General features: G+C 43.8%; 15 protein-coding genes and 2 pseudogenes. 2 read left to right on the top strand and 15 right to left on the bottom strand.

The window, feature by feature from the left end; all coding sequences use genetic code 11:
* Positions 1-65 precede the first annotated feature (65 nt).
* From IPM95_12385 to crtI, 3 genes are read right to left on the bottom strand one after another with little or no spacing between them, the layout of a single operon-like run.
* Positions 66-1,046, bottom strand: coding sequence for an aromatic ring-hydroxylating dioxygenase subunit alpha (locus tag IPM95_12385; GenBank protein MBK9330070.1), 981 nt, complete (start codon positions 1,044-1,046; stop codon positions 66-68).
* A 48-nt stretch (positions 1,047-1,094) separates the two neighbouring features.
* Positions 1,095-1,745 (bottom strand): carotenoid biosynthesis protein, encoded by a 651-nt coding sequence (locus IPM95_12380; protein MBK9330069.1) that lies wholly within the window; start codon positions 1,743-1,745, stop codon positions 1,095-1,097.
* Positions 1,723-3,228 (bottom strand): phytoene desaturase, encoded by a 1,506-nt coding sequence (gene crtI / locus IPM95_12375; GenBank protein MBK9330068.1) that lies wholly within the window; start codon positions 3,226-3,228, stop codon positions 1,723-1,725. Before crtI ends, IPM95_12380 begins: the two co-directional genes overlap by 23 nt.
* Positions 3,229-3,318: 90 nt before the next feature.
* Between crtI and IPM95_12370 the strand changes: the two are divergent.
* Positions 3,319-4,164 (top strand): annotated as a pseudogene (locus IPM95_12370) (SDR family oxidoreductase).
* Positions 4,165-4,191: 27 nt separating this feature from the next.
* Positions 4,192-5,578, top strand: a pseudogene (locus IPM95_12365) (aldehyde dehydrogenase).
* A gap of 27 nt (positions 5,579-5,605) precedes the next feature.
* Here the strand turns inward: IPM95_12365 and IPM95_12360 are convergent.
* The 12 genes from IPM95_12360 to IPM95_12305 form a co-directional block, all read right to left on the bottom strand.
* Positions 5,606-5,812, bottom strand: a complete 207-nt coding sequence (locus IPM95_12360; GenBank protein MBK9330067.1) for a hypothetical protein — start codon at positions 5,810-5,812, stop codon at positions 5,606-5,608.
* Positions 5,809-7,137, bottom strand: a complete 1,329-nt coding sequence (locus IPM95_12355) for a hypothetical protein (protein ID MBK9330066.1) — start codon at positions 7,135-7,137, stop codon at positions 5,809-5,811. Before IPM95_12355 ends, IPM95_12360 begins: the two co-directional genes overlap by 4 nt.
* Positions 7,134-8,459, bottom strand: coding sequence for a hypothetical protein (locus IPM95_12350; protein MBK9330065.1), 1,326 nt, complete (start codon positions 8,457-8,459; stop codon positions 7,134-7,136). Before IPM95_12350 ends, IPM95_12355 begins: the two co-directional genes overlap by 4 nt.
* Positions 8,459-9,130 (bottom strand): hypothetical protein, encoded by a 672-nt coding sequence (locus IPM95_12345; protein ID MBK9330064.1) that lies wholly within the window; start codon positions 9,128-9,130, stop codon positions 8,459-8,461. Before IPM95_12345 ends, IPM95_12350 begins: the two co-directional genes overlap by 1 nt.
* Before the next feature lie 5 nt (positions 9,131-9,135).
* Complete coding sequence (locus IPM95_12340) at positions 9,136-10,110, bottom strand: hypothetical protein (protein ID MBK9330063.1); 975 nt, start codon at positions 10,108-10,110, stop codon at positions 9,136-9,138.
* Positions 10,094-11,050, bottom strand: coding sequence for a hypothetical protein (locus tag IPM95_12335; GenBank protein MBK9330062.1), 957 nt, complete (start codon positions 11,048-11,050; stop codon positions 10,094-10,096). The genes IPM95_12340 and IPM95_12335 overlap by 17 nt, the downstream gene beginning before the upstream one ends.
* Positions 11,050-12,480 (bottom strand): MBOAT family protein, encoded by a 1,431-nt coding sequence (locus IPM95_12330; protein ID MBK9330061.1) that lies wholly within the window; start codon positions 12,478-12,480, stop codon positions 11,050-11,052. Before IPM95_12330 ends, IPM95_12335 begins: the two co-directional genes overlap by 1 nt.
* A 70-nt stretch (positions 12,481-12,550) precedes the next feature.
* Positions 12,551-14,455 (bottom strand): alkaline phosphatase D family protein, encoded by a 1,905-nt coding sequence (locus IPM95_12325; protein ID MBK9330060.1) that lies wholly within the window; start codon positions 14,453-14,455, stop codon positions 12,551-12,553.
* Positions 14,456-14,650: 195 nt separating this feature from the next.
* Positions 14,651-15,631 (bottom strand): glycosyltransferase family 4 protein, encoded by a 981-nt coding sequence (locus IPM95_12320; GenBank protein MBK9330059.1) that lies wholly within the window; start codon positions 15,629-15,631, stop codon positions 14,651-14,653.
* On the bottom strand, positions 15,628-16,794 hold the full coding sequence (locus IPM95_12315) for an acyltransferase (protein ID MBK9330058.1): 1,167 nt from the start codon (positions 16,792-16,794) through the stop codon (positions 15,628-15,630). Before IPM95_12315 ends, IPM95_12320 begins: the two co-directional genes overlap by 4 nt.
* A 43-nt stretch (positions 16,795-16,837) precedes the next feature.
* On the bottom strand, positions 16,838-18,190 hold the full coding sequence (locus IPM95_12310) for a flippase (protein MBK9330057.1): 1,353 nt from the start codon (positions 18,188-18,190) through the stop codon (positions 16,838-16,840).
* A gap of 19 nt (positions 18,191-18,209) precedes the next feature.
* On the bottom strand, positions 18,210-19,049 hold the full coding sequence (locus IPM95_12305) for a hypothetical protein (GenBank protein ID MBK9330056.1): 840 nt from the start codon (positions 19,047-19,049) through the stop codon (positions 18,210-18,212).
* Positions 19,050-19,068: the final 19 nt, after the last annotated feature.

Below are 19,068 nucleotides of genomic sequence, written 5' to 3'. Positions count from 1 at the left end.
GGCGTAATGCAATGAAGCGAAGTAATCTGCTCAACAGAGAGATTGCTTCGTTCCTCGCAATGACGCTAACTATTTGTTTTTCGTTTCCACAATTTCATAAATTCAAAGGTTACCTCATCCGACTTGATGAGCAGGTCGCTCTTCCCTGTAACAGCCTTGATTCGTTTATTATTTTCCAGAAATTCGATATCCTCCCTCACAATATTCACAGACTTGCGGAGCATAAACTTTTTGGCGATATACAGCGGAAGAAATCCCAATATATTTTTCCATAATGTAATCTGACACATCATCACGTTATCTTCATCTATCTGGTAAAAATGTTCGTAGATAACCATGTGGCGATTCCTGAATCGGATATCCAGTTTGGAAATATTCGGAAACCAAAAACCGAAATGGGTTTCCACCTTTTGATTGAATCCGAAATAATATTTCTCAAAAAAGCTGCGGTCGTTCTCTCTGTGGTACATTCCGACAATCGAATTATCGTTTACTTGCAAATTAAAATCTATCCGTTCAGATCTGAGGGCACCCATCATACCTTTGATGGAATCCCGGTGCACGTGATTGATATGATGAGCATCAAATAAACTTTCCGCCACAAGCTGCAAGTCAGCGTTGATGACATGATAATTATATACCATCGGATAAACTTCCATTTCCGGCATCGGTGGAATCAGCGACAGGTCTTTCTTATTATCATCACCTATCCAGACCCAAACCGACCGGTATCTTATTTCGGTACTGTATCTTTTCACCCTGGCAGCCGGCGGAATCCGCTCCTCATCGGGAAGGGAGGGTATCCGTACGCATTTGCCTTCACAATTATACTCCCAACCGTGATAACCGCATTTGATGTTTTCCCCCTGTACATATCCCAGAGAAAGCTGGACATTGCGGTGACAGCAACGATCTTCCACTACGCTTACCTTCCCGCTTTCCGTTCTAAATATAACGATCTCCTCTCCGCATATTTTCTTACGCAGGGGATTCTGTTGTTCCAATTCCTCCAATAAACAGGCTAAATACCATTGATTAACGATCATAGAAAATGATAAAGTCTTTGTTAAACAAGAAAAGCAGGAAAATGTTTGTTATCTCAGTAACAAATTCAATACAGTAAAAAATGCAAATTGTATACCCAGCACCCAGCCGGCGATTCTGTTGGAAAGAACAGGAACCAATCTTCGGAAACAAAGAAACAATAAGAAGGAAACGAGAAACCAGGCCACATAATTCTGTAAGGGTATGATTTCATTACTCCAATGCCAGAAATCCAGGCGGATTGCCACCGGCTCAATCAGGATGTCTAACAATGTCATCACGGCTGCGCCCATAGTGGCAAACAACATACTATTTCTGATGGGCTGCAATAAGACTACAATACAATAGACCAGCATCATCCAGTTGACACCTATCATCAGCGGGACATCCAAAATCTTCAACCCCAGTGTTTTACCGTAAAAATAGCTGCCGAAAACCCACCCCGTTTTTACACCCGCTACTTCTATAAAAAACCCGAAAAGAAATACGAATAAACACATACCTGCCACTCTGAGGCTCCAGTCTTTATGATTCCAGAATAAAACAGCAACGGTGAGCAGTAAATTAAGAGGCGTGAGGGATAGAAAATGTTCGCGTGCCTCCCGGGTTCCCACACCTATCCCAATTAAACCTACAGTATAGACACTCAGTAAGATGAACAAGGCAGTATAAAAACGGTTATTGGGCAGGAATGAGTTCATCTACAATCTTTGCTGACAGGACACACAACGGAATTCCGCCTCCGGGGTGCACACTGCCTCCGCAAAAATACACACCTTTTATGGTATTACTGAAATTTGCGTGTCGTAAAAATGCGGCAAACTTGTTGTTGGAACTGTTTCCGTACAACGAACCTTGCCAGGACAGGTTTCTGGTTTCAATTATCCGAGGCTCCAGAATATCTTCCACTTCTATCAATGATTCGATATCCTCGCCCAGGGTTAGGCTCAGTTTTTTCAACACATTCTTTCTCGTAGCCGCTATTAGTGAGTCCCAATCCTGCCCGTTTTGCGGCGGCGTATTTACCATTACAAACCAGTTTTCACAGCCTTCCGGAGCATCTGATTTTACATATTTGGAAGAGATATTGACATATACTGTTAAATCATCATTCATGGTTTGTCGCTGGAAGAAAGCATCAAACTCTTCCTTATAATTTCTGCTGAAGAAAATATTGTGCAGCCCCAGTTCCGAAAATTCTTTTTTGATACCGAGGTAAAAGACCATTGCTGACAGTGCCCTAGGCTGGTTGAGGGTTTTTTCCGGATGTTTCTGATTGGGCATCAGCTGGCGGTAGGTATAGGCCACATCCATATTACTGATAACCAAATCTACCGGCATAAATTCTACCTGTGAAATATCTGTATGCTTGTTATTGACACGCTCAACATTATTGTATCTGATTCCTGCAACTTTATTCTTTTCTACGACAATCTCTTTCACCCTGGTGTTGAAATGAAAATGCACGCCCAGTTCCACGGCCAGCTGCCAGCAGGACCGTGATAGGGCGACCATGCCTCCTTCCGGAAAAAAGGCACCTATATGGTGTTCCAGATGCGGAATGATATTCAATGTTCCAGGCGCCTCGTAGGGGTTTGACCCGTTATAGGTAGCAAAACGGTCGAAATACTGAACCGCTTTTTCATTTTTGAGCTTCTTCTCATTCGTTTCATGCATCGTACTGAATAAATCCAGTGCACCTATCTGTGTACCGAGCCTTAATAAATCCAGTGCAGATATATTCTGGAAGGTGTGAATGGAACGATGCAGGAAGGTATCCGATGTCAGGTCAAAGATCTTCTTGCTTCTGTTAAGGTGCGCAATAACCACCTCTTTGTTTATACCCAGCTTTTCCTGCATCTCCTGCGCGGATTGCTCCACATCCGCAAATGTCTTAAATTTAGTGCCATCACTGTAAAAATAATGGGTAATCGTATCTAATCTCCGGTACGGACAGTAATCCGTAAAGTTTTTTCCGGCTAAAGCGAACAACTCTTCAAAATATTCGGGCATCGTAAACAAACTCGGGCCGGCATCAAATCGATAATCGCCCACCTGTATCTCACAAAGTTTCCCGCCGGGATAACTGTTGACTTCAAATACATGAACTTCATAACCCCGTACTGCCATTCTGATGGCACTGGCCAATCCTGCTATCCCGGAACCGATTATACCTACTTTCATTACTCACTCTAAACAATAGATAAATTAAATAGTTTAAATCCTGAATAAATGAGCTATTTCTGCTAAATTTAAAGACCTAAAAACAATCATATGTCACAAATCAGAGGAGCCAACGTTTTAGTAACGGGCGGCGCAAACGGAATCGGAAAACTGATGGCGCTGAAATGCCTGCAGGAAGGGGCAGCCAATCTCATCATCTGGGATATCAACGAAGAGAACCTGCACAAGACACAAAAGGAATTTTCTTCCAAAGGCTATAAAAACGTACATACGTTTGTGGTAGATGTGTCACACACCCATGACATTGAAAAATCGGCGACCGAAGTGTTGCTGGAAATAGGCAATGTGGACATACTCATCAATAATGCGGGCATCGTTGCCGGAAAACATTCTTTCTGGGAGTATTCAGCAAAAGACATAGATAAGACTATCTCCATCAATGTGAACGGCGTGATGCATGTGACACGGGTTTTTCTGAAAGATATGATCAAACAGCGCAAAGGGCATGTGGTCAATATCGCCTCTGCTTCCGCGTTGATTCCTTTACCAAAAGGCTCTGTCTACGCATCCAGCAAGTGGGCGGTATTGGGCTGGAGCGAAAGCTTACGTATGGAACTGGAAATGGAAGGGCCGGATTTACACGTTACCACCGTATGTCCGAGCTATATTGACACCGGCATGTTCAAAGGCGTGAAGGCACCGCTGTTATTTCCATTATTACAGCCGGATGACATCTGTACCAAAGTGATTAAAGCCATCCGGAAGAATGATATCTTGCTGATGGAACCTGAAAATGTAAATATTGTTCCGTTTCTGAAGGGCGTATTCCCAACCCGTGTCTTCGACAAAGTTGCAGGCTGGCTGGGTGTTTATGATTCCATGAGCAGTTTTGAAGGCAGACCAATAGAAGAACGCGTGCCGGAGAAAAAAAGCAAAGTGAAAATAGCCTATAAAATCATTATTATGGCAACGACAAAGACAACCTCCGATATATCCGATGTTTTACAAAAACAGCGGGATTTTTTTGAAAGCAATGCGACACGGGATATAGAGTTCCGCATCGAGCAACTGAAGAAATTCAAAAAAGCGATTCAGCAGCATGAAGAGGACATCTATGCAGCACTGAATGCAGATTTCAAGAAATCGAAATTCGAGGCTTTCGCCACCGAAATTGGAATTGTGTACGAGGAAATCAGCCTGATGCTGAAACATATCAAAAAATGGGCAACCCCTCAGCTGGTGAAAGATACGATTGCCAATTTCCCGTCCCGCAATTACATCTATCCGGATCCTTATGGAGTCACCCTCGTCATCGGTGCGTGGAATTATCCGTTTCAACTGACATTGGCTCCTGTGGTGGGCGCCATAGCGGCGGGCAACACCTGCATCATCAAGCCGCCGAGGGCTGCCATACACACCTATCACGTAATCGAAAAGATCATCAGCGAAACGTTTAATGAAAATTATATCTCCGTGCTGGATGAACACTCTGACAATAAGGAGATGCTTGCCCTACGCTATGATTATATCTTCTTTACCGGCGGCGTGGAAATCGGCAAAACCATTGCCCGGGCTGCGGCCGAATTTTTAACGCCTGCCACTTTGGAACTGGGCGGAAAAAGCCCCTGCATCGTCGACAAACAGGCGGATATCGAAGTGGCGGCAAGGCGTATCGCCTGGGGAAAATTCCTAAACGGCGGACAAACCTGCGTAGCACCTGATTATCTGCTGCTGCACGAAGAGGTGAAGGATAAATTCTACAAGGCTTTTGCAAAAAGTGTGAAAGATTTTTACGGCACCAACCCTCAGGACAGTGCCGATTACCCGCGCATCATCAATGACCGGCATTTTCAACGGCTGGCAGCCATGATTAAAGACGGTGCTATCATCGTAGGCGGCAAAACCGATGCTGGAAACGAGATACATAGCACCCACCTTAATTGAGATTGACAGCCTGGAACACCCGCTGATGAATGACGAAATATTCGGCCCTATACTGCCGGTACTGACCATCCACTCCATTGACGAGGCTATTTCAATTGTAAAGCAATTCGAGAAACCGCTGGCGTTTTATGTATTCTCCAATAATTATGCGAACCAGCAAAAATGCCTGAACACCGTTCAGTTCGGCGGAGGTTGTGTGAACGATACCATTTCCCATTTCGTGAACCCCGACTTGCCATTTGGCGGCGTGGGCAACAGTGGAATTGGCGCTTATCATGGAAAATTCAGCTTTGATACCTTTACCCATTACAAGGCAGTCACCAATAAAGTGACCTGGCCGGATGTGCCGCTGCGCTACCCGCCATATGTAGGCAAACTGGGGTTGGTAAAGCAGGTGATGCGTTAATCTCCGCAAATAGAAAAAGGTGAATCTTTATTCGTTACTGAAAGTAACGTAACCGAATGCATAAGGCATCAGCGTTACCGTTTTGGAGTTCAGCAATTCATCCCGATAGCTTACCGGCTTTAATTTATCGGGGTAATCTTTCTCGTAGTACGTTTTGCCGGCAGTGGCGTAGGGAAACTCGGCCTCTATGGCTCTCAACAGCACTCTTGACTTCACGGGTGCATTTACCGTCAACTGAATCTTTTACCGGAACGATTGACAAAATAAATATAGGTCTTATGTTCTTCTTTATTCATGTATGACTGACAAACCAATTTACGCCCCAATGAAGTATCCGCTGTGGCAATAAACTCAGTACCTCTGTATGTGTTCCTGTTCATTGTACTCGCCAAAAACTGAAAGGCATAATACTGGACTGTAGCCATATCTATCCCGTTAGACAATAAAGGTTTCAACTTCCCTTTTTGTATGGTAATCAATCCATCGATGGAATGCAGATTGGTCACTTCAATATAATTATTGTACCGCACGTTCAGGTCTGCCATGGTCAGGAAATTTTCAAAGACGTATGCTCCCTGTAAAAACGTGTTATCCAAAAACGTAAGATTGCCCAGATTCCATTCCGTTATCCAGAGTTTTCTATTGGGGCCATACTGCTGCATGAGATGACCGCCCAAACCGAATAAATAATTGGTAGCCTGTGGTGCAAGCGTGTTCATATTCTTCGTGTACACATTATCAAAATAGGCATCATTGTCACACGGAGGACAATCCTGATAAGGATGCCAGGTGAATGCATGGTAAAAATTCACTCTGCTCATCACGTCATTCCATCCGCGCATAAACTTGCTTCTGGCATTCGTCTCACCGGCAGGCACCCCGTCGCCGCCAATCACCACTATCTTCAGGTCGGGGTATTTGTTTCTGACAGCCGCAGCCGTAGCCTTTATCTTATCAATATACACCTTTGCATTCGGAAACTTATTGCGGTATTCCATCAGGCAAAATTCATTTCCCAGCTCCACCCCTAAAATGGGGATCTTGTTTCTCTTTAGCTCCTCAATTACAAAAAGGACTTCGGCTGTGGTGCCGGTATACACATTGGCACAGTACACGACTCCCGTATTCACGGACTTCGCAAGCCGGATAAAATTATACAGGATGTTTTCCGAACGCCTGGATTGTTCCATAAACAGCGTACCCAATCCCGGCGGGATTTCACCGAGCTTATAACCATACACCGGCAACTTCGGATGATAATAGTTGGCCACCGTACCACCCGGAAAGCGCAGTGAATTCGGATGCAGGGCACGCAGCAGCTGCACAAATCCGGAATCCTTATCCAGCTCCCGCTTGAAGGCAAATCCGATATTGATACCGAATATTCCCGGATGCACGGGCAAGGCAAAAATTTGTTCTTTTGGTGTAATAACGACCGGAACCACAGCCGATGTGCCAGAAAATAAATTATCTTCCTTTTTCTTATCTTTTGACAAACAGATGCGCAACATAAAAACTGCCAGCAACAGCACTATCGCCATTTTGTACTTTCTGTTCATACTGTTTGTGATGGATTAAGCGCCTGCTCTTTCCAGTAGAACTTCTCCTTAATCCGGAAATATTCCACAATCAACATAAAGAGCAGCAAGGCGAAAGGGCTGAAGAATATCCCGCCAGAAAAAAAAGACTGAATAAATACAACCCCGCATCCCAACAGACCGGTATTAAACAACACATCGTATTTGTAGTATTTCACCTTGCGCCACACATAAAAAGGATGTAAGAAAAAAGAGTAAATAAAAATCAACCCCACAATTCCCTGAGACAACAAACCGCCCACAATTCCTATATCAGAAAGGATCACATCTCCTACAGTTACCAGCATCAGCTCCCGTTTAGGCACACCTATCCCGAAGAAGATGTGCTGCGGATGCTTTAAAAAATAATTATAGACATGCGCCATCTCCGTCCATCGCATATCGGCGGAACCCTCTCCGGTTTTCTTGCCGAGGAAGAACTTGATGAACATGATATACATATCCGCCGTGAAGGACAGTATTTTCGGATTGATATAATAAGCGATGATAATGACCACTCCGGCTATGGCCGCTATGGTAAGCAGTTTTTTAATGATGTTATGCCATTTCAGGGTAACAAACATGAACAGAAACATCGGTGTAATTTCCGAAACCAGCTCAATCCGTCCTTTGTCGATGAACAGCTGATAGGACATCAGGAGCATCCAGAATATCAGGCTGGTCTTATTGTTCTTGAGTACATAGTCCAGGAAATAATATACCATGCCGAAAATCAGGAACGCACTTGAAAAACGATAGATATATCCTCCCTTTGATGGATTGTATCCCACCAACCCGTCTCCCAATGAATCCTTAAACGTTTCCGGCGGAATCGTGAGCGAAACATAGGTATACAACAGCAAGCAGAACCAGCAAAGCAAGATGTTGGCGTAAATATACTGCTTGATGGTAATCTTGTTGGAACGGATGGCATAATACACCAGACTGACCATTACAATAAAAAAGCGTGCAGACAGGTTAAAGAGCGATTTGAGTATTTTGACGTCTAAAACGATGTTGATTACAATGGCATTGTACAGCGGAAGCAATAAACTGATGAAAATGATGACATCCAGCATATTGAGCTGCCGCAACTTAAACACTTTGTAATAATAATAGATGCCCGTAGAAATAAAAATAAAGGGCATACCCATAATCATAATCATCCCTATGGCACCACTGGCAGATTTGAACTGAAGCAGGATATTGCTGGTAAATAACAAACTAAATAGAAACAAGCCAAACACCCTCAGCTCAAACAAAGGCTGGTCTCTTGTATATAAAGGCTTGTAGGCGAAATTCATTATTTCTTCTTTAACAACAAAACAGGCGTAAAATTACCTGTTTTTTGCTCATAATATCCATATTGCTCCGGATTCCTCAAAAAATTAAACAAGGCGGTATCTTTCTGAACATTATTTAACATCGTCAGGGTGGGCGTTTTATAAATGATATCAAAATCGTGTGCTTTCAGGAAATCGCTCAGCACGATATTCCGATTTCTGTAATACACTTCATTGTAATTGGTAAAATTGGAAGGCAACAGATTCGTCATATAACCCTCTGCATCAAATACACGGACACTGTCTTTGGTCGTAAAATTATTTTTGATAAACCGGACTGTCTTCAGATTGCACAAGCTTTCTTCCTGACGGAATAAGCTAAAATAGTGGAAGTCTTCCGCTTCCGGCGTAACAAAGAACCAGATGGCTCCGACCACCGTGATTTTCTGCAGGGATTTTTCAATCTCCACAGATACCGAGGATATGGCCAACCCGGTCAGCAACAGCAAAAGAGGCACCTGCAGCAACAGATAGTGCTGACGCGGGTATGCATATATACTGGCCATGAAGGAGGGAACGGCAAAAAAGAAGAGAACAGTTAATGTCAGTATATTGTCTGTAGCCAATGCCTTAAATCGTTTTCTTTTGTCTTTGGACGTTTTGGTAAATGTAAAATAAACAATAAACAGCATGGCACTCACCATGAAACATAACCAATGTAAGTCTTTTGTAAAACGGGCGCAAAAAAGCTGATAAATATCTTGCCCATCTGAATTCCATAATTGGTGATATTGGAAACAATATGCTGCTCGAAAGCTGCAGGATTGGAATGGATGATGGCAGGCAAAGAAGAAGCATCCTTAAAGTGCTGCTGTATGATATCCGGAAAGTCCAGCCAGAAAACATTCTGCAGATGGTTCCATTCTGTATGATTCCATGCATAGTGCTGCAGGAACACCCTGAGCCCTCTTCCTGTATCTCCGTTATTAAAGGGGGTTTTAAAAAAATAAATGATAAAGACAACCAGCACAGTCAGTCCTGCCATCAGCAGCCACTGCTTGCTCTGCACTTGACGGATATTTATAAAAAAGAAGAGGATGGTCAGAACAAAAAAAACAATAAATGGAAGGAACATTTCCGGCCTGGCATACGCACAAACAAACAGCGCGATGGAAAGTACCGCCAGCTTTTCCAGCAGCGACTTCTGGTATTTAGCAACAATAATACCGGCAATCAGTACTATGATACAGAAATGGGAAACCCTCGGCCACAAGGGCATATTGATGAACGTGGACAGAAAGAAGATGGAGAGGATAAATGCCAGCACCCGCTGCACGCCGCAGGACAACAGCAGTAAAAAAAATGCAATACAGATCAGAATAGTGGTAAGCGAAAAATTAAAATAATAAAGTTCCAGTCTGTCTTGGACGAAGAAAGACAGTAACTTGTACCACAACGAATAAGACGGGCCCCAGGTCTTGGGTATCTGGTCAAAAAGCTGGACACCCCTGCTCAGGTACAATGCTTCGTCCCAAAACAAGACATCCATATACCGCTGCAATCCATGTGTAATTCTAATGCCGCAGATGATAATTAACAGTATACCCACCATGGTAAATACATTCCATCGCAGGTGATTTTTTTCTTCGTACTTATTAATTTTCTGCCACACAGGTTTTCAGATCTTGTGCTACGAATATACTCCTTATTTCTCTTGCTTGCCTGTTCAGATGATAGTAAGTATCGTAAAATAATGAATCGTCAAAAATGTAACGGCCGGGGTTTCCTATAACCGGCAAACCGGTATCCCTCAACCGCTGGTGCAGTTCATGAATGGCCGCCAGGTTGTTCTTGTAAGATGTCTGCTGATAGCCCGGAAACAAAATACAGAATCGTATTCCCCGGGAATGAAACTCCCCGTCCTTCCGAATCAGATATTCCAGTATTTCTCCATTGATGGGCGCACCCAATTTGGGCATGGCCAGGAATGGAACTGGATTTTTATCCAAATGCAGTATGGCATCACCATATGCATTATAATTATGGCGGGTATATGCACCCAGGTCTGTCTTATTGCGTTTCCTGTAATTGGTGGGCAGATACTGAATATACTTATCGTGCAGATAGCGCGGCAGGTACATCAGCATCTTATTCCACTGCTTCGGCTCTATCAGCTTTTTGCCATCGGGATACACATCCATGATGGTATGCAGCAGTTCACACTGTCCGTCAGCCATTTCATTATTAAAGTCCCAGAAATTTTCATACTCCGGCATCAGCACCACGATATCCCCTTTTCGTGCATAACGCAGGGCATTATTCAATTGAAACTTCAACCCCAGACCGCCGTGAACAGCCGTATTGACACACGACAGCTGCAGCGAGTCGGAAATCAGCCTGCTGTCTATCCCGAAATTGACGTTTGAGCCACCCACCCAATATACCAATGGTGTAGACGGATATTTCTGCTGCAGGCTGTCGATGATCTTATGTTTATCCTGCAATGAAAAAAGTATGTTGTTGGTATTGGTAGGCGGCAATAAAATACCTCCCGCTATTATTCCGAGGAACAACACCAGATACAATCCTATTTTTACACCAAACTTCCGCATCAGAACTGGAAATAAATAAACTGGCGGCTGTCAAACACACCGAATAAGACAATACAAACCGTCATCCAAAAATAGATATTCCACCGGAACCATACCGGCTTTTGCTGCAGCCATTCCTGAATATTCGATTTTTGTTCTACATAAAACAACAGAAACACGGCCAGCGATAAAACGAGCATATCCACACCGGTAAATTTCCAGAATTTGATATACGCATATCCTTTCATTAAATAAGTAACCGGGTGCAGCACTCCGCTCAGGCTATGCTTAATTACATAACTGGCTTCGCTGATCGTATCCGCACGGAAGAAAACCCATGCAATAACTACTAAAGTAAATGTCGACAGCCACTGCATGAATGTCGGCATTTTAAGATGGGGAAATAATTTATCCCTCCACAATGCCAGCATAATAAAACTGCCATGCATTGCCCCCCAGACGATAAATGTCCAGTTGTCGCCATGCCACAACCCGCTCAGCAGAAACACCACAAACACATTGAAATAGCGCCTGTTTTCCGAAACGCGGTTGCCGCCCAGCGGGATATACAGATAATCCCTGAACCAGGAGGAAAGAGAGATATGCCAGCGCTTCCAGAATTCATCGATACTCCTACTGATATAGGGCACATTGAAATTCTGCATCAGCTGAATGCCCATCGTTCTGGCAGAACCGCGCGCAATGTCGGAATAACCCGAAAAATCACAATATATCTGTATGGAGAAAGACAACGCGGCAATCAACATCGGAAACCCATGAAACAATTCCGGCTTGAAAAAAACGGGATCTGCCAGCAGGGCAATCTTATCCGCCACCACACATTTCTTAAAGAAGCCCCATAACATCAGCCTCAACCCGCTGACAACGGAAGCGTACTCAAACTTCTTTTCTTCATGCAACTGATGGATGATATGCTGCGGGCGTTCAATCGGTCCGGCTACCAGCTGAGGATAAAACATGACATACAGGGCATAATACCCAAAATGCCGTTCCGCTTTCTGGTTGCCGCGATAGACTTCTATCGTATAGCTCATGGCCTGAAAGGTATGGAAGGACAAGCCTATCGGCAGGATGATTTTCAGAAACGGAAGCGCCTGAGTCGTTAGGTGCAACCCCTGCAGCAGGGTATTCATGTTATCTATAAAAAAATTAAAATACTTGAACACGGCCAGCACCCCGATATTGGCTACCAGGCTGGCGATGAGGTAAATCTTTTTTCTGCCGGATTTTGTTTCTTCCAGCAATATCCCGGCGAAATAATCGATGAGGATGGTGAAAAAGAGAATCAGGATATACACCGGAATAAAGAACATGTAAAAGACACAGCTGGCGAGCAACAGATGCAGCCACCGGTATTTGTGCGGCAGCAAATAATACAGAATACTGACTATGGGAAAAAACAAAAGAAATTCTATCGAGTTGAACAGCATATCGTATAAATCATCAGTTCAGGCTACCATCAGTGCCTGCAAAAATTAGGATTATAATTTTTGAAAAATACTACAATTTTATGATTTTACGAGCGCTGGACTCGGAAGAGGTGCGAAACAGCATAGTATATTCTCCCGCTGCAAGATTTCTGACATACACGACATCTTCATTCAACCCTTTGGTGCGGATGCCGAAATCATTGGTTTGTAACAGCCTGCCCTGCATATCATAGATTTCCACTTTCAGTTGGTCTGTATTCTTCATAAAATACTGAAAACGGACATAGTCACTGGTGGGATTGGGATATAAACTCATCAATTCAACGACCTTCTGATTGTTCTTCACACCGACAGAAACGCCATTATTTCTCGGATTATAGGGAATAAGCGAAGGGAATGTCCTGGGTGTAAAGGTAGGGCCCTGGTATTCTTTCAGGTGACTCTCATTCTGAATCGTACACAACGTCTTTAACAATGTCTGTCGGGTATTGGATGAACGGACGGAATCCATTTCCCAGAAATCACAACAGACGCTGTTTTGGGTAACATCAACAATACAGTACCCCTGCGATTTCAGTTTGATATACCTTAAGTGCGAATTATTGGAATACATGAAACTCTCCGCATTGGGCAGCACATCGCCCTCGCTGATGGCATCGCAGACAAACTCCACGCCCACACTGCCTGCTCCGGTAGAAGGATTGTACGGCGTCACTCCGCCCGGAATATCGAATGCCATAGCCACGTGTATATCACCGCTGAGCACCACCATATTCTTGATATCATAGGCATTGACGGTATCAATGATTTTCTTTCTGTCTAACGGATTGGCATCCCAGCCGGAAATCTGATGGGCGGGAAGGCCTCCCAAGATGGGCAATCTGTAAAAATAAGAGGCAAACACCACCTGATTGGCTAATATTTTCCATTTAGCCGTGGATTTTTTAAGCTGTTCTGCCATCCATTCCATCTGCCGGAAACCATGCATGGTCCGGTTCGGGGTATCATATGCCAGCGGATCTGAAGCCAGACTCATATTGACCCCCTGATCAAAATTATTGAACTGGGACCTTTCTATCCGGTCTTCCGTATAGATAATATCGGCTAAGTTGCCGGCACTCTGCGTAAAATTAATCACATTCGTTCTGGACGTATCCTCCCGCATCGGAATCCACTCTTTAAAAACGCGGATGGCATTTGCTTTCCTCAGTTCCCAGGTTCCCTGCGTTACCGGATTATGATTATCCGCCGTATCTGCATAGCAGTCATTCGCAAACTCATGATCGTCCCACAAAACAACAAACGGAAATTGCTGATGCAGATTCCGGGTGGAAGGATCTATACGGTACCATGCATACCGCAATCTGTAACTCGTCAAATCGTAAGAATCATACTCCGGAAAGGTTCTTCTTCTAAGTGTATCTACTCCGTCTTTCTTAAATCCATCTTCATAAATATAATCACCGGCATGCAGGATAAAATCCAGGTCATTTCTGTTTTTTATCGCATCATAGGCATTAAAAAATCCAAAGCTATAATTGGAGCAGCTCACCAGTGCCATGCGCAAACTGCTTACATTGCCGGTTGGCATCGTTTTCGTCCTGCCCCGCTGGGACAACCTGCCCAATGCTTCAAACTCGTAATAATAATACGTACTTGGCTGTAATCCTGTAACATCTATCTTTACCGTATAATCCCTGGAAGTATCAGCAGTTGTGGTGCCCTGTGCCACGATGTTTCTCATGGCGGTATCTGTTGCCATGCGCCATTTTACCGGCACACTCACGGAATCCGTTGTTACCCTTGTCCAGATAATCACTCTGTCGGTCAGCGGGTCGCCGGACGCCACACCATGATAAAAGGGCTGTATGGTGGAATCTAAGACAGACCGGTCATTCGGATAAGCGGTGTTTTGCGCAAAAACGGAGCCAATCCCAAAGGTTAACAATACAAGCAGGATATAAAGTGCTTTCATGTGTATATTTTTATTGTTTTTAATGGCGCACCTGGAATATCCATTTATTCATTTTGGTTTGGCGTGCTTTTATCAAATGGATATTTCATAGGAATAAAAACCTATTTTCAAATATACGGGATAAAAACTGAACTCTCTTTTCAGAAACAGGAAACCAATTCCAAAAAGTTCAGAAACATGGTTATTTAACAATGTTTAAACAATAAACCGTAAAAATAAGGCTTCATGCAAACGCGCCGTTTTTTCCCAGGAAAAACCTTTCGCCCGTTCCAACGCATTTTCAGATAATTGCTTGTGCAGTACAGCATCGTCCATCAGTTTCTGCATGGCATTTTTCAGTTCTGTGGTACTGAGCGGATCGACGAACAATCCGGCATTGCCGGTGATTTCGGGGCAGGCAGTACTATTGCTTGTAATGATGGGTACGCCGCATGCCATCGCCTCCAGTAAAGGCATCCCGAAACTTTCATGAAAAGAAGGAAAAATGAATGCGTAGGCTTCCTTCATGTATTTGGCTACCTGTTTTCTCGAAACAGGCGTATGGATGAGTGTTATTTTAGGGTCTGTCATTATTCCCGGATAATTCGGACAGACGAGCACCAGAGGCAATTTATCCACCTCTTTCATCTGACTGTAAGCTTCCACAATCCTGTCCACATTTTTTTTAGGCTGATAGACGGATACGTGCAGCAAATAAGATTTTTCTCCGCTCTGCCGGTAAAATAAGTTGTCATCATATCCGTGATAAATGACGGAAATCTGACCGGGTTCGAGATGCAGGTATTCTACCAACTCCTCTTTCGCGTATTTGGACACCGTGATAATATGCGCTACCTTTTGTCTGTAGATACTCCACATGAATTTCCTGCGGGCATTGATATACCAGCCTTTCAGCTTATCCGAAAAACGAAGGAAATTATACTTCAGCGGCAAAGAAAGATTGGCTGCACCATGCACCGTCACGATCCACGGAATGGATGTTTGGAGTATTTTCCGGTTGGGATATTGCGCCCCTGTGCAGGAAGCATCCCAGATAATGTCTACTGGAGGAACTTCGTCATCCTTACCCCAAAAAACAACTTCATGACCGAATGCCTTCAGGTGCTCGACGACATTATCCGTGTAAATCCTTACACTGGTCTCATCCCGTTGTGGTTTCCATACTCCGATTTTCATCTCTTGAGTTTTTCGCGCATCTCCGTCATCGGATGTTCAAAATATTTGAAACAAAGTATGGAAATCATCAGGGACGCCGCTACGTACACCACAAACAGCAGGATGTTTTCCATTGCCGTTGCCGGCGTGTACAATTCGTCAATCACATACATGACGATGCTGCGGTGAAAGATGTACAATGAATACGAAATCAGGCTGATGACGGTGATGAAACGCGCGAAAAAATGAGGGCGTGTCATCTTCACCTCTTTCATATAGACGGTCAGGCATAAGGATGCAGTACTGGACAGCAGGAAAAACAAGGTGAAAGAGATGATGGAAGTCTGATGGCGGATATCCGGCAACAACACGAGATAAAAATAAATCAGATACGCCGACATCAACACAATAAACAGTACCCCGAAAAGATTTCTGTATTTCTCAAAAAAACCTTTGTAATAATAATTGACCCATGCCATAAAGATGCCGGCAGCAATGGTATCCAGCCGGAAGAATGCCATCCGCGACATATCAATCCAGGCCAATGTGGTGTGTTGGGTAAACAGGTAGATGCGCAACAGCATCGGCACTGCGAAAAAAAGCGCAATACAAATCAGCATGTTGTATTTAATATGCACTGATGTGTTTTTATTTTTCGACAGAAAGGCATTCCCTATCAGCAGTAATACCGGAAACAACAGATAAAACCACTCCTCTATGCACAGCGTCCAGGCTTCCATCATGAAGAATGGAGGTGCCGTGAGTGTAGTCTGCAAGAACAAGGCGTGCATCAGGAATTTCAGTTTTAAGAACAGCCAGTTGCCGCTCAGCACACCCCATAACAAGGCGGTCAGGAACAACACCAGGTAATAATTCGGCAGTGTCCGGAACCAGCGGCGAATCCAGAAATTGTAGGCTGTCTTTAAGTTGAAGGTTTTTTCCTTTTCATAAAATTTTATCAGAATCATGCCGATCAGAAATCCGCTGAGAACAAAAAACAGGTCCATCAGCCAGAATCCGATTACGGAAACAAAATCGTTGAACCTCGGGAAAAAATGCATCTTGGAACGGCCGTGTGCATAGACCACTATCAGAATGCCGACGCCGCGCATGATATCGAAACCGTACACACGGCTGGAGTAGTCAATATCAATCGTAAAGAACCGTTTTATCTTAGCATACATAGCCGTGAATAAAGATAGCTATATTTTGACTTTCGGACATGAATTATTTCCTTTCAGAAATGAATGGAACATAAAAGATATGGAAGCCGAATTTACGTTTAACGTAAATACTTCCCACGGTGTTCCAGACCACTACATTCATCGCATTTGCCCATGCGGCACCTTCTATGCCGTACACGGGAATCAGGAGGAAATTGAGCAGGATATTAATAGCTACTGCAAGAAATGACAGATTCCGTATGGAAGCATGATGGCCGGTTGCATTTAGAAACTGGGCAATCGGTCCGCAGGCGGTATTAAAGATCTGTCCGACAGTCAGGATGCTCAAACAAAATGCCCCGGCAATAAACTCTTTGCCATACATCCACATCACATATCTGGAACCGAACAGAAACACGATAAAGATGGGCAGACTCAGCCAGAACATCAGCTTGGAAGAGCGTTGTGTCAGCCTGGCTATTTCATCTGTTTGGTTGGAATAATACAACTGGGTGATTTTGGGCTGAATGGTGGTATTTAAACTGATCAGGATAGCGGACGCCAGCGTAGAGATATTGACGCAGGTCTTGAATATCCCAATATGATCCGTTGATACGTCATAATATTTCAGGATGAAGACATCGATACTGATGGTGAGGAAAAAACTCAGATAGGTCAGCAGCATCGGAAAGGCCAGCTGCAAAATCTGCCGGTATGAAACCTGCCGCATAACATCCTCCTGTCTGGAAGGATGTTTGAAATACTGAAAAATCGGAATGCAGGACAATACCCAGGGCAGCAAACAAAGTGTCCACCAATGCAGGTAAATCGGATTGTAGACATTAAAGAAAAAATACGTCAGCACCAGCAGCACCAGCATCCGTATCACGGTTCCTGCAACCAATAGAATATTGGATACATGCACCTTCAGAATAGCGCGCAGACTGAAATAATTTAAATCACTTAATGCAAAGAAGAGCAGGAAAACACCGGAAATCTTAAAGCACCATTCGAGTTCCGGTTCATTCCATTCCACACTCAGGATGTGCGCAGTAAAATACATCGCCAGCATACAAAGTGAACTGAACACTGCAATCAGCAGATTACCTTTCAGGTAAATCTGATAGGCTGAACGGAGATTGTATTTTTCCCGGTATTCCGGTATCAGTTTTTGCAGGGCATCTTTCACGCCGAAATTCGCGACGATGGCAAACATCGACATCACGGTTACGACCAGGGTAAGCTGTCCGGATACTGTAGCCCCATAATACCTCGCGATGATGATGCCCGACAGAAACCTCAACCCCTGCACAAAAAACAAAGACAGCGCCGTCGTCATACTGCCTTTCAGTACAAACCCGAAATGCTGATCTTTGAGCAGTGTCTTGTATTTGTCTTTGTATTGCTGGAGTTTCAAGTGCTGGTACTTAATGAAATTATGCAGAAGTTTTCGGGGTGCAGTAAAACCATTCCATCGCCGCCATTCTTCCTTCTGCAAAAATGATCCTGCGGGTATTCAAATCCAATGTATCGGTTTCCGGAAAAGAATACATTTGCGCTTTCTTCACATCATCCACGCTGGCAATCACCCGGATATCATGTGTGGCAGCGAACACATCCCGCAAATAGGCGGAAATGGTTAAATCAAACAGGTCATGCACTTCAATCAGCACATCGGTATTTTTCAGATTATGCATGTTTTCTTTGGTGAATAACATTTTTTCATACCCCTCACAATCGCTGAGTACAAATGCTTTCTTATTCGAAAAATCAAAATTCGCCAGTCCGGCAGCATCCATTTTTTCTCCGATAAGCACTCTGCTCTCCAGCCCGTTAAGTTGTGCAATCTGGCGGCAGATGTTTCGTGCACGTTCGTCCACGTCATACGCATAGACGGTTGCTTCCGGCATTGTCAATGACAATCCGTTGGCATAATATCCTTCTGCACTGCCGATGTCGAGTATCGTATCATACCGTCCATCGATGACTTGTTTAAATACCGGAATCAGTTCACTTTCATAACTTCCAATAAACTTAGGAAATACCGCACTCCCGGCGGCTTCAAATCCGGGATATACAAGTCCCTTAAACAATCCGTTCCTCACTGCCGGTTGCTGCAAAACAGTAAGTTTTATAAAATCAAGTGTTGGTTTCTGCTCGACCAGCCTGCGCTGAAATTCAATCTTCTTAAAAAACGTAACGAAAGGGCGGATGATGCTCCAAATGAAATTTATCCCTATGGCTACCCTTATTGCTTTTTTTACATATTTTTTCATGCGTTTCAAAGATAAGAAT

Source organism: Sphingobacteriales bacterium (genome assembly GCA_016719635.1).
Classification (GTDB): domain Bacteria; phylum Bacteroidota; class Bacteroidia; order Chitinophagales; family JADIYW01; genus JADJSS01.
Note: the sequence above shows the minus strand (reverse complement) of the source record. Positions and strands in the feature narration are given on the sequence as shown.